Genomic DNA, 18,443 nt, shown 5'->3' with positions numbered 1-18,443 from the left:
ATGGAGCAAATATTGGGCCGGTTAAATGAACAGCCCAAGCTGCAAATTGATCAGCCGATGGCTTTTTCGTAATCGTCGCTGCTTAACAGGCCATCGAGATCAGCCACATTGTCCGGGGTGATTTTGAATAGCCATGCGCCGTAAGCATCGGTGTTGACTTGCTCTGGCGCGTTGGTTAAGTCGTCATTGCTTTCCAGAATCACACCCGCCAGTGGCGAGTAGATATCGCTGGCGGCTTTAACTGATTCAACCACACCACAAGCGTCGTTTTTAGCGTAACGAGTGCCGGCTGCTGGCAATTCCAAAAATACGATATCGCCCAGTGCTTCTTGTGCGTGGTTGGTAATACCGATGGTGATGCTGCCATCTGCTTCAAGACGAAGCCATTCGTGTGTGTCAGTGAATTTCAAATTTGCTGGGATAGACATAAAAGTGCTCCGGTATGGGGTGTGTTGTTGTGTGTTATTTAAGGTCAAAATGTTTTGCAGACACGAAGAACACAAAGAAAATAAAGCGGGGTCACTGAGAAAATCAATTCAGTTTTTTTACTTCAAAGGTTTTCTCAGTGCGCTCTGTGTCTGCAGATCTTAGATTTTTTTATGAAAGCTGTGATTTACCGTTGCGTACAAAAGGCATTTTCACCACGCGGGCGGCGAGTTTTTTGTCGCGGATAGCTACATGTACGGTGTCGCCAATGGCCACGCCCAGTGGTAAACGCGCCATAGCGATGGATTGTTGCAGGCTTGGCGAGAACGTACCGCTGGTGATTTCTCCGTCACCGTGTTCGGTATGCACCACCTGATGGCCGCGCAGTACGCCGCCTTTATCCAGCAGCAATAAACCCAGGAATTGTTGAGTCTGGCCTTGGGCGACGAGGGCTTCTTTACCTACGAAATCGCGCTCGGAAACCAAATCAATCGTCCAGGCTAAACCTGCGTTCAGCGGATTGATGGTTTCGTCCATATCCTGGCCGTATAGATTCATCCCGGCTTCCAGGCGCAGTGTGTCGCGTGCGCCAAGGCCACATGGGCGAACGCCTGCGGCGATCAGCTGGTTCCAGAAGTTTTCAATTTGCGTTGCAGGCAATACCACTTCAAAGCCATCTTCACCGGTGTAGCCGGTGCGGGCGATCATCACTTCGCCAATTTGTGCGGCGTTGAAGGGTTTTAGTTCTTCGCTGGCGGCCTGGGTTTCTGGCAACACTTCCCAGACTTTTGCGCGCGCATTAGGGCCTTGAACGGCCAGAATGGCTAAATCATTGCGGGAAGTAATGGTAAGGCCGGTATTCCAATCGCTATTGAGCTGCTGCAGCCATGCGATGTCTTTATCTGCGGTGCCTGCGTTGACGACTAAGCGGAAGTAGTCTTCGGTGAAGTAATAAACGATTAAATCGTCGATGACAGTCGCTTGTGGGTTAAGCAGGCAGGAGTAGAGCGCCTTGCCGGAAACTTTAAGCTTGGCCACATTATTGGCAATGGCGCGGGTCAGAAAGGCGCGAACTTGTTCACCTTTGAGATCCACTACGCGCATATGGCTTACATCAAACATGCCTGCATCGGTACGAACGGCGTGGTGTTCTTCGATTTGTGAGCCGTAGTTGACCGGCATGTCCCAGCCGCCAAAATCAACCATACGGGCGTTGGCAACACGGTGGGCAGCATTGAGTGGGGTAGTGTGGAGTTGGGCGGACATGGCGCTCTCGGGCATAGCGCTGCGAGCCAAGTTTGGCTGGTTTGTGCAGCGGCCCCTCTGTCCTTGGTACCTGAGAGATTCCAAAACGGCTCATGACGATCCGTTTTGTTAGCCCCTTCGGTGGGCGTTTCACGCCGCTCTCCAGAGTGTTGATGCCAAAGAGTCCTTTTGCCTGAGCGTTCGCGGGCGTTGCGCCTTCGGCGGTAATCAGGGTTTTCCCTGGCTACTCTCTCCTCTTTAGTGGTCGGAATTTAACCACTTAGACGGTGCTTGTCAATTTTTACATGTACAAGTCAGCGGGCATTTTGCACATGGTTTTTGGGTATTCAAATGGCATAACACCCCGCTTGTATGTAAGCGGGGTGTTATAGCCGGCAAGCTGAGTCTAAGTATGGCCGGGGGCGCTGTTGAGCAGATGCGTATCCTGATTTTGTACCAGGCTTAAATAACGCTCGTATTGCTTGAGCACATCGGCAATCAGCTCCTGCTGAATCATATATTGCACATCGTAGCCCTGGCGGCCGTCTTCAAAGAAGGTGATGGGCACATAGTGATGCGGCCTGCTCGACATGGGCAGCGATGCATCGCGCAGCGCAAAAGTAGCCACCGGCTGCTTTAAAGGCCGCACGCCATAAACAAAGTCACGCAGATTAGCTTGTGGCACCACCAAAGAAACCGCGCCATTTTCGCCAAGCAATACAGAAGCACTCAGGCCTTGTTTTTGCAGCTCGGCGGCCACTTCATTGAGCGCTGGCTGAACACTTTTAGTGATGAATTTTTCAACATCACTTAAACGCGGCTCGTGCAAAATTTGTGCAAGGCGGGTCCGCCAGTGCTGGCCTGTCCAGAAGGTAGTGCTGGGGGAAAACTTCTGTGAGAAGTGCTGTCTGTCTGCCGCCAGGCCTTTGCACAGGCTGAAACAGAGCAGCAGCATAATCACCGTGAAGGGCAGGGCAGCGATTAAGGTGACGGCCTGCAGCGCTTTTAAACCACCGGCAGTCAGCAAAATAGCAGCCGTAGCGCCAAGTAAGCCCGCCCAGAACAGGCTCTGCCAGGCGGGCGATTTTTCTGCACCACGGGTGGCAATGGTGTTGAGCACAAAAGCACCTGAATCCGCCGAGGTGACAAAAAACACGGCAATCAGCAGGATGGTGATCGATGACGTGACTTTAACCAGCGGCAGGTATTCAAAGAATTTGAACAGCAGTGCATCCACATTGGCAGCGGTTTGCGAGAGCGCACCGGCAGCCGTATGCATATCCAGCCAGATAGCGGTATTGCCAAATATCGTCATCCATACCAGGTTAAACAGGGCAGGAATCAGCATCACACCGATGATAAATTCACGTAAGGTGCGGCCACGGGAGATACGCGCAATAAACATCCCAACGAATGGCGACCATGAAATCCACCAAGCCCAATACAGCAGCGTCCAGCCACTGAACCAGCCTTCTTTTTGCGTAGGTTCATAGGTGTAAGAGCGGAAAGTCAGCTCGACCAGGCTGGAAAAATAATGGCCGATATTGTCGCCAAATGCGCCAAGCAAAAACAGCGTTGGTCCTGCGAATAAAACAAACAGCATCAGCGTAATAGCGAGCCCTAAATTTAGCTCGCTCAGGCGGCGTACGCCTTTATCCAGGCCCGATGCGGCAGACCAGCCCGCAAGACCGATCACCACGGCAATCAGGCCGTACTGAAAGTGCAGATTTGAGGTTTCCCAGCCAGTGAGTGAATGTAAGCCTGCGCTGATTTGCAAAATGCCATAGCCCAGCGTAGTGGCAATCCCAAAAATAGTGCCACAGAGGGCAAATACATCGACTGCGTGGCCGATTGGGCCATTGATTTTGTCGCGCAAAATCGGATACAAGCCGGAGCGGATAGTCAGCGGCAGATTGTAGCGAAAGCCAAAATAAGCCAGCACAAGGCCAACCAGGCAGTAAATCGCCCATGCATGAAAACCCCAGTGGAAAAAGGTCATGGTCATGGCTTCACGGGCTGCCGCCATGGTGCTGCCCTGGGCAAGTGGCGGTGAGAGATAATGTTGCATCGGCTCGCCCACGCCGAAATACATCAGACCAATACCCATGCCCGCGGCAAACAGCATGGCCACCCAGGAGGTAAAGTTGTATTCGGGTTTGGCGTCGTCCGGGCCAAGGCGGATATTGCCGTAAGGGCTGCAGGCAATGGCGACTAAGGTGATAACAAAAATAGCCACAGAAAGAATATAAAACCAGCTGAATTTCTGTGTAACCCAGGCTTGGCCTTGCGAGAAGATTTGCTCTGCAGCCTGAGGATTAAGCGTGCAAATGGCGAGCAATATGCCAATTAAAATCATGCTGGGTAAAAACACCGGCATGCTTAAGGTGTGATGAAGGCGAAGTCGTGTACTTGTATTCATGCATCTCCTTGTAGTGGCCAAAAAAACGGGGCCGTTTGGGGATAAAAAGCGGATTTCAATGCTATGCCCATGTATTTATAAGACTATTGGCATAGAAAAGCGACAGTCACTCTAACAATGATTGCTGGGTTTGTAATGATAAATAGTACAAATTAGTGACTAAATCACACATTGTGATGATGCGTTTTTTCGCAGTTTTCCTGATGATCTGCGTGCTTTTTTTGGGATAAATGATCTGCCAGCTGCCATGCGCTTTGCAGGTCAGGTAATAAAAATTCTGCCCCTAAGTGCTGATAAAACCCGGATCTGTGGATCAGTGAATGAGGCTGAATGCCCGCGCCGCAAATAATCAGGCAAGCGCCCTGGTGGTGTAATTGCTGCTGCAGTGTTTCTAAGGCCTCCAGCCCTGTGGTATCCATATTTAAGAGAGATGACAAATCTAAAATCAGCAGATCGGGCTGGATTTTATGCGGGTCGAGTAAGCTTTCTATTTTGGCAATCGATCCAAAAAATAAGGAGCCATGAATACTCCATGCTTCGATTGGATCTGCTTTTAAGTGTTCAGGGAGCTTCACTTTCTTTAAGTGAGTCAGGCTGGATACCCGGGTAATAAAGAAAACACAGGCAAGCAGCAGACCAACTTCCATCGCCACAGTTAAATCCACGACCACAGTCAGGATAAAAGTAGAAAGTAAAATGGTGCGGTAATTGCCTGTGAAATGTTGCAAGCGCCGGAACTCGGCCCATTCCCCCATATTCCAGGCCACATAAAGTAAAACGGCGGCGAGCGTAGAAAGGGGAATCAGTTTGGCAAATGGCGCAGCAATGGCCATGATCAGCAAAATAGATAAGGCGTGCACCATGCCCGAAACAGGGCTGCTGGCCCCGCTATTAATATTGGTAACGGTGCGGGCGATGGTGCCGGTGGCGCAAAACCCGCCAAATAAGGGCGAAACAAAGTTGGCAATGCCCTGAGCCATCAGCTCCTGATTGGGGTCATGGCGGTCATTGATCAGGCCATCAGCAATGCGCGCGCAAAGTAAGGATTCAATGGCGCCAAGTACGGCAATTGTCAGGGCGGGCTGAATAATAGCTGCCAGAGAGTGCCAGGTGAACTGAGGAAAGGCAGGCGTGGGTAGCTGCGACGGAATATCGCCAAAGCGGCTGCCTATGGTGGCCACATTCAGCTCCGGCCATTGAGAAAGTAAAGTGCCTGCTAAAAGAGCAATCATACTGCCGGGGATTTGTTTTAAACCTGCGGGCAAATGCCTGGCTATTTTGGGCCAGATAATCAGAATGGCCAGCGAAAATACGCCAATACTCAGTGTGGCCAAATGAATATGAGGCAGGGCCAATCCAATTGCCTTAGTTTTTGAAAAGAATTCAGCAGGAAGATGATCAATATTTAAACCAAAAAAATCATTAAGCTGAGATAAGGCAATTAAGGCAGCAATCCCATTGGTAAAGCCAATCACAATTGAAACGGGAATATGGCGTACTAATGCCCCAAGGCCAAGCAGGCCAAGTAAAAACATAAATACACCAGCCAACATGGTCGCTAAAAGCAAATTGCCTAAACCATATTGCTGAACAATAGCGTAAACCACCACAATAAATGCCCCGGCGGGCCCGCCTATTTGAACTTTTGATCCGCCCAGAAGCGAAATCAGAAAGCCCGCAATAATGGCTGTGGTCAGCCCGGCTGCGGGTGTCAGCCCACTGGCGATTGCAAAGGCCATAGCAAGAGGAAGCGCTACAATACCCACGCTCATACCGGCGGTGATATCGGCCATCAGCTGGCTTTTGCTGTAATTGTGGAGGATATCAAGGGAGCGGGGGCGAAAACGGGTAAGCATGATTGAGCCAGGTAAAAGGCAGGGTTTAATTATGGCGCACTCTTTTGAATATGTATAAGTCTCAAGTAAGTTGTTGCTGTTTTGGCCTCAGGGTACTGATTTCAGCTGCTGGCAAAATATGCACTGCTTAATGCGCATTGCACCTGATTTCTGCCTGCTGCTTTTGCTGCGTACATGGCTTGATCGGCACGGTTCAGCAGGCAATCCAGGCTGGGATCGCTGTCTTCCAGCATGGCCACGCCAATGCTGATGGTGATACGGATATCTTTGTTTTCAAATTCAATTTGCGCTTGCTCTTCTACGGCCAGCCTTAATTTATTGCCTGCGAGCATGGCTTCTGCCTGTGTGGTACCAGGCAGAAGCAGGACAAATTCTTCGCCTCCCCAGCGGGCAAAGCTGTCTGTGGCGCGTAATTCTGTGGTGCATATCCGGCATAATTCTTTCAGGGTTAAATCCCCGGCTAAATGGCCGTGTTGGTCATTTACATTTTTAAAGTGATCAATATCAATTAATAAAATAGACAGGGGCTGCTGGTAGCGGCGGGCATAGGTTATGGCTTCATCGCAGCGGCGCTGCCATTCTCTCCGGTTGGCTACACCCGTCAGCTCGTCCGTGGTGACTAATTCTTCGAGGCGTAAATTGGCTGCGGCTAAGGCTTCCGTTCTGCTGGCCACTTCAGATTCAAGTTGCATCTGGCTTTGGCTGAGCAGTTCTTGTAAAAGAGCCAGATAGTGCAGTGTCAGCCCGAGGGGAAAAAGAAAAAGCTGTAAATTAATGAAAGTAATCATTAAGTTGGCATTGAGAAACGGCCCCGTCTGATAGACCGTTCCAATTGCCGACAGGGTAAATACAATAAATAAAGCGATCGATGTACCCGCCAGTTTGAAATGAATGGCAATTAATAATAAAACCGGCAAAACCAGCATCATTAAATAACTGTGTACTATAAATCCAAGCCCAACAATCAGTAAAATGGTGGCAAAGTAAGGTGATGCAGGACTGATTGTTTTTCTTAAAGCGCCTGATTTCCATGAGGCATATATAGGGGCAATAACAAAAATGCCCGCAGTATCGCCAAGGATCAGTAATAACATTTGTTGAAGATTAGAAAATAAGCCGTTGTAAGGTATTGTATTGCTGCAGCTCAGCAGTAAATGCCAAAGTGTCATGCTGATCAGTGCAGGCATAAAACAGATTTTTTGCCAGAAATAAGGCAGATCTCCGGGGGTTTGTAATGGCGGGTGATGATACTTTTCAATAAAAGTTTTCCATGCATTGGCGGCCATCACGGCTTGCCAGGTATCAATGGCAGCGGGTATAAGACCTAAAATAACAGACAGGGGCAGTGCATGATTCATGCCCGCATGGCTCAAAAAAGCATAATAGGTGGGGGTATTCAGGATGGCGCTGCCGGCTAAAACAAAAGGAATCCCCGTTTTTCCAAGCTCCAGCATAAGAACCAGCCCGCAGCCCGCAGCAAACCAAATAACGGCAAAGTTTTCTGAGGGCAGCATAGCAAATTGAATGCTCAGAAAACCAATGCCCAGATAAATGATCAGCAGCAAGAAAGCCTTGGTGGCTTTAGGGGATGTCAGAAATGTAAGTGCCTGCTTCATTACATTTTTTTGAGAATTCGATCATTAAGCTTATCTTATTATTTTGATAATTGTTGAGTATTTGATTACGAAAGTACAATTTTCTGACGGGCTATTGGTATATAAAGCCCGCTTTTTTTGAAAGGAAGATGCTTACTTATGGTTTTGCACGGGAATAAAATAACGGCATTCCGAAGAATGCCGTTAAGTGCTGCAGAATTAATGAGATTGCTTAAAGCAAAGCGTTTCATTGTCGGCATCAATCGTGAGCAGATGGCCCGCACTCACCTTGCCTTCCAATATGGCTTTGGATAAAGGATTTTCAATTTCGGTTTGAATAGCCCGTTTTAAAGGCCTTGCACCATAAACCGGGTCAAACCCAGCTGCTGCCACAATATCCAGTGCCGCGTCTGTTACGCTCAATTCTATTTCCATATGGGCTAAGCGGCTTTGTAAACGGTTAAGCTGAATGCGCGCAATATTCCTGATGGCGGCCTGATCCAGAGAATGGAAAACCACCATTTCGTCAATCCGGTTTACAAATTCGGGGCGGAAATGGCCTTGCACCTCAGCCAGGACTGCCATTTTGATGAGTGGATAATCCATACCCGCCATCGCCTGAATCTGCTGACTGCCCAGATTGCTGGTCATGACCACCACGGTATTTCTAAAGTCCACCGTGCGCCCCTGTCCATCGGTCAGGCGACCGTCATCCAGTACTTGCAGCAGGATATTAAACACATCCGGATGCGCTTTCTCGACTTCATCCAGCAAAATCACGCTATAGGGTTTGCGGCGCACGGCCTCGGTTAAGTAGCCGCCTTCTTCATAACCCACATAACCCGGAGGCGCGCCCACTAAACGGGATACGCTGTGTTTTTCCATAAATTCGCTCATATCGAGGCGAATTAAATGATCCGGCGAATCAAATAAGAATTCTGCCAGTGCCTTGGTCAGCTCGGTTTTACCTACGCCGGTGGGGCCAAGGAATAAAAAGCTGCCGTAAGGGCGGTTAGGGTCGGAAAGCCCGGCGCGGGAACGGCGGATGGCATCAGAAACCAGTCGTACGGCTTCGGATTGCCCCACCACTTTTTGATGGAGTGAGTTTTCCATGGCCAGCAGTTTGGCGCGCTCTCCTTGCAACATGCGGCTGACCGGAATGCCGGTAGCACGGCTGACCACTTCGGCGATTTCTTCCGATCCTACCTGCGTGCGCAGTAATTTGGGCTTGCCACCCGTGGCTTCAGATGCTTCAGCGGCTTTGAGTTTAGCTTCCAGCTGCGGCAACTGGCCGTATTGCAATTCGCTGGCTTTATCCCACTCGCCACGGCGCTGGGCGGCGTCCATGGCGGTTTTAACGCGTTCAATTTCTTCCCGAATCGCCTGACTGCCCAGCACGCTGGCTTTTTCGGCTTTCCAGATTTCTTCCAGGTCAGAATATTCTTTTTCTAGCCTTGCGCTTTCCTCTTCGATCAGGGCAAGGCGCTTTTTAGAGGCCTCGTCTTTTTCGCGTTTTACCGCTTCACGCTCGATTTTGAGCTGAATAATCCGCCGGTCCAGCTTGTCCATGACTTCGGGCTTGGAATCGATTTCCATTTTGATGCGGGCGGCGGCTTCGTCGATCAGATCAATCGCTTTATCGGGTAAAAAACGGTCGGTGATATAGCGATGGCTCAGTTCGGCAGCGGCCACAATCGCAGGGTCGGTGATTTCTACCCCGTGATGGATTTCGTATTTTTCCTGTAAGCCGCGCAAAATGGCGATGGTGGCTTCAACGCTCGGCTCTCCCACTAATACTTTCTGGAAGCGGCGCTCCAGTGCGGGGTCTTTTTCTACATACTTACGGTATTCATCCAGCGTGGTTGCGCCGATGCAGTGCAGCTCGCCCCGTGCCAGCGCGGGTTTGAGCATATTGCCCGCGTCCATTGATCCTTCGGTTTTGCCCGCGCCGACCAGAGTATGCAGCTCGTCGATAAAGATAATGGTATTGCCTTCGTCTTTCGCCAGCTCGTTCAGCACGGCTTTCAGGCGCTCTTCAAATTCGCCACGGTATTTGGTGCCAGCCAGCAAAGATGCCAGATCGAGTACCAGTACGCGCTTGGATTTAAGCGATTCGGGTACTTCGCCATTGACGATGCGCTGGGCCAGACCTTCTACAATGGCGGTTTTGCCCACGCCAGGTTCACCGATTAAAACAGGATTATTTTTGGTGCGGCGCTGCAAAACCTGCATGGCACGGCGGATTTCATCGTCGCGGCCAATTACCGGGTCCAGCTTTCCGGCTTTGGCGCGCTCGGTGAGATCCAGGCAGTATTTATCCAATGCTTCGCGGTTTTGATCTGCCTCCTGGCTATCCACGCTTTGCCCGCCGCGTACGGCATCAATGGCTGCGGCGATGGCTTCTTTTTTAGCGCCGTTTTCTTTCAGTAAGCGGCCTGTTTCGCCTTTATCTGCGGTTAACGCTAATAAAAAAAGGTCGCTGGAAATAAACTGATCGTTGCGTTTAAGCGCGGCTTTATCGGTCAGATTAAGTAAATTGCTCAGTTCTTTAGAAACAGTGATTTCACCATCGCCGCCGCTGACTTTTGGCAGGCGATCAATGGCGGCTGCAAGTGCAGTTTTGAGCGGATTCACATTCACCCCGGCTCGGGCCAGCAGGGCGGAAGTGCCTGAATCTACATCGGCCAGCAGCGCAGCCAGCACGTGTTGTGGCTCAATATAGGGATTGTCATTGGCATTAGCGCTGCTTTGCGCATCGCCTATGGCTTGTTGAAATTTTGTGGTCAGTTTATCGAAACGCATTCCGCGCACCTCCAAAGTTGGTTCTTACGTTATACATGGGGGCATGGCAGGGCGAGATCAAGAGGATTTTGAACAGCATTAATCGCGAATAAGCGTTTCTCCATGGAACTCAGTGTTCTCCGTGTTTTCAGATGTGGGTTTTACGCCCCGCGGTTCAGCCCAATAAAATGCTGTAGTCTGGCGAGGATTTCCGAGCGGGCAACGGGCGGGATGATGCTGCTGTCGTCATTTAACAGAATTTGTTCTTCGGCCTGACGCTTGACCAGTACTTCGGAGAACACGCCTGCCAGCTCGGGGCGGGATAAGAGAATCTGCTGGAAAGATTCTTTATCAATGCGATAACACTCTACATTGGTGCTGACCACAACCGTGGCGCGGATGGCTTCGCCGGTCATCAGCCCCATTTCTCCAAAAAAACTGCCGGGGCCGAGTTTTGCAAATAATTTGCGCTCGCCACGAGTGGGTTGTACCCACGCTTCTGCTTCGCCTTTGATCAGGATATACAGCCATTCTACTTTTTCGCCCTGGCGTATCATTACATCGCCTGCCACATAGGGGGTGAAGCGCAGCCTGTCTGCCAGGGTGTGAAGCTCGTCTTCTTTTAAGGATGCGAGCAGCTCCAGTTTTTGCAGTACAGCCAGCCGCTCCTGGGTGTGTTGTTTGTGGCGGCCTTCAAAGTAGCGCTCGTTTTCCTGGGTAACAAATACTTTATATTGCGGCGCCGCAAGGCGCAGGCTGTTGCGGCGTAAAACGGCGTCTATCAGGGTACGGATTTGCGAATCGGTGGGGTCGTCATTTTGCAGGTCGGTCAGCCAGTAGCGGGCGGCGTAGCGGGCGTTGCCTTTTTCTACATTCATTAATAAGCAGGAGGGCGGCGGATCCTGAGCGACATTGGGCGGGGCAGCTTCGCGGATGGCATTTTCAATTAAGAGCATCACTTGCGTGGGCAGGGTATCAAGGCCTACTTCAAACCATACCCAGCGCCGCCAGGCCAGCGGCTTGTCTGTACGTTTGCCCAGCAGCTGAAACTGGCCTTTCATCAGCATGCCATTGGGAATCATCACCGTTTCGCCATTGCGTGTTTCAACCCGGGTGGCACGCCAGGATAAATCGACAACCCGGCCAGTGAGTTCGCCTAATTTAATCCAGTCACCCTGCTCAATGGAGTTGTCCAGATGCAGTGCCAGCCCCGCCAGAATATTGCCCAGCGTGTCTTGCATGGCAAAGGCCAGCACGGCGGTGATGACGGCCGATGTGGTGACCAGTTGCCCCAGCTCCAGTCCCGCCAGGTGCAGGCGATAAAACCCCCAGCCCAGCATGGCGATCGCTTCGAGTAAATCTTCAAGAATCCGGGGAGGGTTAAGCCTGAAGAGCGGGGCAATCAGTTGGAAAAGCAGCATGCCCCAGTAGCGGATCAGAGCAAAACCCAGCACAACCATAAACGTTTCATGTACTGCTTTGGCGGCGCTGCTCAGGTTGTAGCTTTCCAGTAATTGCGCGCTGTAGAGGCCTAAGCAACTGAATGTGAGCAGTAAGATGCTGTTAAATAAGCGATGGCGGCTGGTGCGGACACGGTAGTAAAGCAGCGTGCCCAGAATCAGGCTGCTGGCCATAAAATAAATCAGGATTTGTAATTCGGTTGGCAGATATTGCATCGCAAAACCCCGGGCACAGGGAGTAGAAAGGAATTCGCTTTCCTTGTTTGTAGCCTTTGATTGCGATGGAGTACAGAAATATGGCGGGAAGACGGGGGCGCGGGAGTGGTGGATAGAAGTGTGGTGAGGGCAGAATAAGTGGGGGGGGCAGGGGGCAGACAGCCCCCCGTTCCCCGCTTCCAGGAAGTTAAGCTCTTACGCAATCCATAAAGTAACGGGTTTCGCCGCTGCTCTTGTCTGCCACCAGGCCATGAATATAGGTTTCAAAGCCGGGGAAGCGTTTGTTGAAATCCCGTGCAAATTTGAGGTAATCAACGATGGTTTTGTTGAATACTTCGCCGGGGATCAGCAGCGGAATGCCTGGCGGGTAAGGGGTGAGCATCACGGCGGTGATACGGCCTTCCAGCTCGTCAATTGCCACGCGGTCGATCTCTCGGTGCGCCATCTTTGCGAAAGCCTTGGCGGGCTTCATGGCGGGCTCCATATTCGATAAATACATATCGGTGGTCAGGCGCGCTACATCGTGGGCACGATAAATGCCGTGGATTTGCTGACACAGGTCTTTAAGACCAATGCGCTCGTATTGCGGATACTGGGCAATAAAGTCCGGCAGAATGCGCCACAGCGGGGCATTTTTATCGTAGTCGTCTTTAAATTGCTGCAAGGCGGCCACAAGGGTGTTCCAGCGGCCCTTGGTAATGCCGATGGTAAACATAATAAAGAAGGAATAAAGACCGCACTTCTCGATTACCACGCCATGCTCAGCCAGATATTTGGTCACAATGCTGGCCGGAATGCCGGTTTCAGAGAACTTGCCGTCTAAATCCAGCCCCGGGGTCAGAATGGTGGCTTTGATCGGGTCCAGCATATTAAAGCCATCCGCGATATCGCCAAAGCCGTGCCAGTTGTCGCCGGATTTCAGCATCCATGCATCGCGGTGGTCCAGACCCTCATCGGTCAAATCATCCGGGCCCCAAACCTTGAACCACCATTCATCACCGAATTCTTCGTCCACTTTGCGCATGGCGCGGCGGAAATCCAGCGCTTCAACCAGCGATTCTTCAACCAGAGCCGTGCCGCCTGGCGCTTCCATCATGGCCGCCGCTACGTCGCAGGACGCAATAATGGAGTACTGCGGGCTGGTGGAGGTGTGCATTAAGTAAGCTTCGTTAAATAAATCACGATCAAGCTTACGGTTCTCCGGGTCTTGTACCAAAATCTGCGAAGCCTGGCTTAAGCCTGCCAGCAGTTTGTGCGTGGATTGCGTTGAAAAAATCATTGATTCTTTGCAGCGCGGGCGATCTTCGCCAATGGCGTGGTAATCACCATAGAAATCGTGGAATGCAGCGTGTGGCAGCCATGCTTCATCAAAGTGCAGGCTGTCGATTTCGCCATCGAGCATGCCTTTGATTTCTTCGACGTTATACATAATGCCATCGTAAGTAGACTGGGTAATCGTCAGAATACGCGGCTTAAAGTTAGGGTCGGCCAGTAGTTTTTCACGGGCAAACGGGTTATCCATCATTTTTTTGCGGATGTTTTCCGGCTCGAATTCGCTTTTCGGAATCGGGCCGATAATGCCGTAGTGATTGCGCGTAGGCATCAGGAAAACAGGCACTGCGCCCATCATCATGATGGAGTGCAAAATCGATTTATGGCAGTTACGGTCTACTAACACCACGTCGCCTGGGGCCACAGTAGAGTGCCAGACGATTTTGTTGGAAGTTGATGTGCCGTTGGTCACAAAGAATAAATGGTCGGCATTGAAAATACGTGCCGCATTGCGCTCGGAAGCGGCAATGGGACCGGTGTGATCCAGCAACTGACCAAGTTCTTCTACCGCATTACATACGTCGGCACGCAGCATGTTTTCACCAAAAAATTGGTGAAACATCTGGCCAACAGGGGATTTCAGGAAAGCCACGCCGCCGGAGTGCCCCGGGCAGTGCCAGCTGTAAGAGCCATCCTGGGCGTAATGAGTGAGCGCACGGAAAAACGGCGGGGCCAGGGTATCCAGATAGCTTTTCGCTTCGCGGATAATATGGCGTGCCACGAATTCGGGCGTGTCTTCGTGCATATGAATAAAACCGTGTAATTCGCGCAACACATCATTAGGGATGTGGCGGGCGGTACGGGTTTCACCATAGATATAAATCGGGATGTCCGGGTTGCGGCGGCGGATTTCAGCCACAAAGCTGCGCAGGCTGGTGAGCGCTTCGTGGGTTTCTTCGGGTGAGCCGCCACCAAATTCTTCGTCATCAATCGATAAAATAAAGCCTGAAGCACGGCTTTGCTGCTGCGCAAATGAGGTTAAATCGCCGTAGCTGGTATAACCAACTACGTCTCTGCCCTCGGCCTCAATGGCCGCCGCTAATTCACGAATACCGGAACCACTGGTGTTCTCGGTGCGGAAATCTTCATCGATGATGATGATAGGGAAGTAAAAACGCATGGCAAAATCCTTAGTAAAACGCCTGCTTGTACAGAGGACGGCAAAGCCGGAAAGGCGCGTATATTAATCCCAAAATGTGTTGATATGTGGTGAAAAATGAAAACAATTGCCATCTGTGTAAATCGACGTCTGAACGGTCAGCCATCTTGTGCCGCCAGAGGCAGCGAAGCGCTGGCGCAGGCCCTTGAAATAGCGACAAAAATGCATGCAGATATCAGAATTATCCGCCTGCCCTGCATGGGGGCGTGCGAGGCGGGACCGAACGTAAAAGTGGCTGGCGGAGATCTGTATCACGGAGTGGATTTAGCCATGTTGCCGCTGATTTTGGAGGAGGCAGGGGTGGTGGCTGTCAGGCAGGAAAAACCCAATTCTTAAAATATGGAGTTTTACAAAGAGAACCATTTAGAATTGAGCTGCTTATTGGGTTTTTAGTTGTATCAACTTCAGTAAAATCGATTCATGTCGTGACGCTTGGGAGCGGGGAATGAGCCAATCTCGCCCGCCGCCGGCTGTCCACCGCGCAGGGGCTTTCGTGCTATTGGGGTTGTGGCTTCGTTCCTTTCTTGGCCACATAAGAAAGGAAGGTCCGGAAGGGGTACCTAAATCAGCGTGCCGAAGGCACTAAAACTAACACCCCCCTATCCTTTTCCATTGCCCTGCCGCCATATCCGGTGTGATATCGCTGCCTGGGCAGCCGCCCTCTGTTGTGCACTGGTAGAGGCTGTTGCCAAATTTCACCCACGCTCCCCAGAGCAGATCTTTTTTTGCCACCCATGCATAGCTGCAGGCGTCGCCGGGCGGGGTAGGTAAATCGCCCTGCGATGACCAGTTGATCTGGCTGCTCAGAGTGATGTATTGCGTTTCGCCGTAGCTGTCCTGCCAGTCGATGGCAACCTGTACGTTGCGCTCAACCTGGTAGAGCTTTTGCGGATCGGGCAGGGTGGCGGCGGATGGCGGGTTTTTTGCTATCGGCGGGCAGCCAAAATCAGGTGCCGGCCGGGCAGGCTGGCTGATGTCTTTAATCAGGGTGATACGGCGGTAGCTGGCGGTTTGCCGCTGTATGTTTTCCAGCTCTGCATTGCCTGTGCCCTGATCGCCGCTGACGCTCAGCCCGCCAGAAGTAGCACTGCTGCGCGGGCAAAGATTGCTCTGGCGAAGTTTTTCCAGCTTATCTTCTGCAAGGAACAGCGCTTCATTGCGGTTTTGCGCGATGCTGTTGTTTTTTAAGGCGTTGGTTTGCAGTGCGTTTAATGCCAGTGCAGCGATGCCAATAATCAGCAGTGTAATCAGGATCTCCAGCAGGGAAAAGCCGTTTTGCTTTAGCATTTTCCGTCCTTACAAAAGTCATGCCAGCTGCCTGATTTATTGCCGCTGAGATCGCCGCCCGCATTGGCACCAATAAACATGCGCTCATCGTATGCAACGTTGATGGATCCGGTAGAGCCGGTGCCCGGTTTTTGCGCGCACAGGCCATATACACAATCGCCCGGCGTATTGTCGAAAATGCCATTTAAAGCGCCTTCGATATTGCCATTGACGGCCATGGCCCCCAATACCTGAATGCTGCCGTTAAAATGATTTGTAAACAGCATGCCGTTAATCAAAAGGCTGTCTGATACCATATTGCCGCCTGTGCCCCCTGTAGTAAGTGCATTGCTGCCCGCGCCGCCAACCACCACGATTGCGGGGGCAAAACGGGGATAGCTGCTGCCAATGGTGCAGTTTTTGGGCGGGGTAAAATTGCCGTTAATCCAGATCAGCCCAACGGCGGCCGGGCAGCTGCTGACGGTGTCACTGCCATCGGCTGGATTGATTTGCGTGGCTTGTTTTTTAAATTCTGCCGGGCTCATACCAAAAATTGCGCCAAAAAGCTGGATGTTACTCAGCGCAGCCAAGGGCGTGTTGTGGATGCTGTCCGGGCTGAGCGGCGCGCCCCAATAGCCAAATTCCTTCCCGCTGGAGACATTGCAAAGCGGCTTGGGCTGGCCGGAGTTTGGAGCCAGCGTCATGCTGCCGCTCATATCCACATGCCCCTTGATGGTAAGGGCAATTTTTTTGGGGTTAAATTCAGCCTTGCGCGGAATATCAAAGCCCCGCCTCACGACGGCGGCCGTTTGATCGCTGCGGGTATCGGCGCAAAACGGGCCTCTATCGCTGCTTTCATCGGCGCAGCCTTCACTGCTGACGATGCCATTTTTTAAATCCACACTGCTGCGCCAGGCCGTGTTGTCAGCATTGATTTCCAGCGAGCCTATTTTTTGAAAAAGGCTGGTGGTTTTTTTTGAAAACAGATAATTATTTTTTTTGAATTGCTCAGAGTAATCGTAGGAATCGCTATTTACGATTACCGTATCCCAGCCGCAGTTATTTGTGTCGGGCGCTGGCGGCGGGGCCGATTTTATTTTCTTTAAAATAACGCCATCATAATCGGGGTTTAAATTAATGGCCTCAATATCACGGCGCATTTGCAGCAGCGTCGCCTGCGCGCCTGCCTCTGCCGCTTCAAAAGCCTGGGTTTGCTGATAATGATTAACCGATGTCTTTTGAAAGAGATAGCTGTTTTTATTGGTTGATAAAACAAAAATAGTGGCGATTAAAGTCAGCACCAGGGTGACGGCCAGTGCGGCAATGCCTTGCTGATAAATGGGCGCTTTCATCATAGATATCGCCTTATTCCTGTAAAAATGGGCGATTGCGTAATTGCACATTCTGATTCAGATGCGTTTTGAATTTTCCTGCATTATCTGTGGCTTCTAAATCAATATCTAAGCTGTTGATCACCATTTTTACTTCATTGCCTGCTTTTTCAAATGAATGCTGAGGTGTGATTTTAAATTGAGTGATCAGGATATTGCGGGGGCTGTTCAGGGCCTGCCACTGGCCATCGCCACAAGTGCTGGCCTCGTTGGAGGTCAGCATATTTACAAAGCGGCCTGTTTTATCTGATGCTTTAAATTGAAAACCATGCGTGTTTTTATCAGGGAAATCCGGATTATGGTAGCGAAATAAAACGCAGCTTTGTTCTGGCGTATTAATAATCCATATCTTGCGCATTTCGCTGATTTGATTGTCATCAGGATGATATCCGGCGCGCCGCAGATCGCGGCTGATTAATGACAGCATGGCCTGCGTATCCTGCTGCAAAATAATACTGCGCTGGGTATCTGTGCTGGTGAATAAATTGCTGAGTGACAAGCTGGAAATGCCCGCAAGCAGTAACAGCCCCATGGCGGTAGCCAGCATCATTTCAATTAAAGATAAGCCCTGCTGGGAATGAAGTCTTAAATGCATTCCGCATACCTCCCAAAGGTCAGGCTGCCTTTGGGGCGGCAAAGTGTGGATAAGCCGGTGGCGGTAATTTGTAATTGCAGCTGGTATTTCCCGGATTGAAACTGAATAAACTGCTGCTGCGTAAAATCAGGCAGGCCATTGAAATTATGGAATTTATTTTCTTTTAATGCATCACTCAATGAGGTTAATTCAACCCCTCTGTGCTCTTCTGATTTTTGCTGACGAAGCAGTCTGCTGCCTTCACCGCAGGGGGTAATTGTGCAAATTTGCAAAGACCAGCTTTGATTACTCGTGCGTTTGGCTACGTAAAAAACAGCAGGGCTGCGTGCACCGCCAAATTTTACCGCGGTGCTGCGGGCAAACAACCAGTCATTTTGTGCTTCTAAAACAGTGCTTTGCAAGCGATAGCGTTGCAGCATGCCTGTAAAGGCGGGGATGGCGATGCTCAGGATAATGCCCAGCACAATCAGGGTGACCATTAATTCGATTAAGCTAAAAGCATGGTGTTTACGCATGGGGGGATTTTTTTTGTGCTGCAGTTGTAGAGGTATAGCATCGGGCTGTGCCAGTTTGCCTGGTAGCGTGGCGGGCCGGAGGAGTGGATTTTACTCTTAAACAGGGAGTGTGCTGCTGGTTTAAATCAAAGGCTGACGGGGCTTAATATCAATCAGCCCCATAAATCAGATTTACGGGGCTGTGCAG

13 protein-coding genes and 2 riboswitches are annotated in these 18,443 nt (G+C 50.8%); of the genes, 1 reads left to right on the top strand and 12 read right to left on the bottom strand.

Annotated features, from left to right (window positions below):
* Positions 1-50: 50 nt before the first annotated feature.
* The 8 genes from gcvH to HA050_RS09890 form a co-directional block, all read right to left on the bottom strand.
* Positions 51-428: a glycine cleavage system protein GcvH gene (gcvH, locus tag HA050_RS09925; RefSeq protein WP_166825259.1), complete on the bottom strand. Its 378-nt coding sequence runs from the start codon at positions 426-428 to the stop codon at positions 51-53.
* A 169-nt stretch (positions 429-597) separates the two neighbouring features.
* The gene (gcvT, locus tag HA050_RS09920) at positions 598-1,692 is read right to left on the bottom strand and encodes a glycine cleavage system aminomethyltransferase GcvT (protein WP_205836384.1); all 1,095 of its coding nucleotides are present in this window, start codon (positions 1,690-1,692) and stop codon (positions 598-600) included.
* 53 nt (positions 1,693-1,745) lie between these two features.
* Positions 1,746-1,841, bottom strand: a riboswitch (glycine riboswitch).
* Position 1,842: 1 nt separating this feature from the next.
* Positions 1,843-1,938: riboswitch (glycine riboswitch) on the bottom strand.
* A gap of 139 nt (positions 1,939-2,077) precedes the next feature.
* Positions 2,078-4,090: a BCCT family transporter gene (locus HA050_RS09915; RefSeq protein WP_166825254.1), complete on the bottom strand. Its 2,013-nt coding sequence runs from the start codon at positions 4,088-4,090 to the stop codon at positions 2,078-2,080.
* Positions 4,091-4,254: 164 nt separating this feature from the next.
* Entirely contained in the window at positions 4,255-5,946 is a 1,692-nt protein-coding gene (locus tag HA050_RS09910; RefSeq protein ID WP_166825251.1) for a SulP family inorganic anion transporter, read from the bottom strand.
* 101 nt (positions 5,947-6,047) lie between these two features.
* Entirely contained in the window at positions 6,048-7,562 is a 1,515-nt protein-coding gene (locus HA050_RS09905; protein WP_166825248.1) for a sensor domain-containing diguanylate cyclase, read from the bottom strand.
* Positions 7,563-7,760: 198 nt separating this feature from the next.
* Entirely contained in the window at positions 7,761-10,343 is a 2,583-nt protein-coding gene (gene clpB / locus HA050_RS09900; protein ID WP_166825245.1) for an ATP-dependent chaperone ClpB, read from the bottom strand.
* Between the two features lie 140 nt (positions 10,344-10,483).
* Entirely contained in the window at positions 10,484-11,998 is a 1,515-nt protein-coding gene (locus HA050_RS09895) for a mechanosensitive ion channel family protein (protein ID WP_166825243.1), read from the bottom strand.
* 187 nt (positions 11,999-12,185) lie between these two features.
* Positions 12,186-14,450 carry an arginine/lysine/ornithine decarboxylase gene (locus HA050_RS09890; protein WP_166825240.1) on the bottom strand — a complete coding sequence of 755 codons (2,265 nt, stop codon included), beginning with the start codon at positions 14,448-14,450 and terminating at the stop codon, positions 12,186-12,188.
* Between the two features lie 96 nt (positions 14,451-14,546).
* Here HA050_RS09890 and HA050_RS09885 point away from each other — a divergent pair, with 96 nt between their 5' ends.
* Positions 14,547-14,825, top strand: a complete 279-nt coding sequence (locus tag HA050_RS09885; protein WP_166825237.1) for a (2Fe-2S) ferredoxin domain-containing protein — start codon at positions 14,547-14,549, stop codon at positions 14,823-14,825.
* 252 nt (positions 14,826-15,077) lie between these two features.
* On the opposite strand, the gene HA050_RS09880 is transcribed toward HA050_RS09885, so the two are convergent.
* The 4 genes from HA050_RS09880 to HA050_RS09865 are packed head-to-tail and all read right to left on the bottom strand — an operon-like array spanning position 15,078 to position 18,256.
* On the bottom strand, positions 15,078-15,776 hold the full coding sequence (locus tag HA050_RS09880) for a type IV pilus modification PilV family protein (RefSeq protein ID WP_166825234.1): 699 nt from the start codon (positions 15,774-15,776) through the stop codon (positions 15,078-15,080).
* Positions 15,770-17,110, bottom strand: a complete 1,341-nt coding sequence (locus HA050_RS09875; protein ID WP_166825231.1) for a pilus assembly PilX family protein — start codon at positions 17,108-17,110, stop codon at positions 15,770-15,772. Before HA050_RS09875 ends, HA050_RS09880 begins: the two co-directional genes overlap by 7 nt.
* Before the next feature lie 10 nt (positions 17,111-17,120).
* Entirely contained in the window at positions 17,121-17,741 is a 621-nt protein-coding gene (locus tag HA050_RS09870) for a hypothetical protein (protein ID WP_166825228.1), read from the bottom strand.
* Positions 17,732-18,256, bottom strand: a complete 525-nt coding sequence (locus HA050_RS09865) for a pilus assembly FimT family protein (protein ID WP_166825225.1) — start codon at positions 18,254-18,256, stop codon at positions 17,732-17,734. Before HA050_RS09865 ends, HA050_RS09870 begins: the two co-directional genes overlap by 10 nt.
* Positions 18,257-18,443 lie beyond the last annotated feature (187 nt).

Origin of the sequence: Iodobacter violaceini (assembly GCF_011601265.1) — a bacterium.
GTDB lineage: Bacteria > Pseudomonadota > Gammaproteobacteria > Burkholderiales > Chitinibacteraceae > Iodobacter > Iodobacter violaceini.
This window is presented reverse-complemented; position numbering and strand designations above follow the sequence as displayed.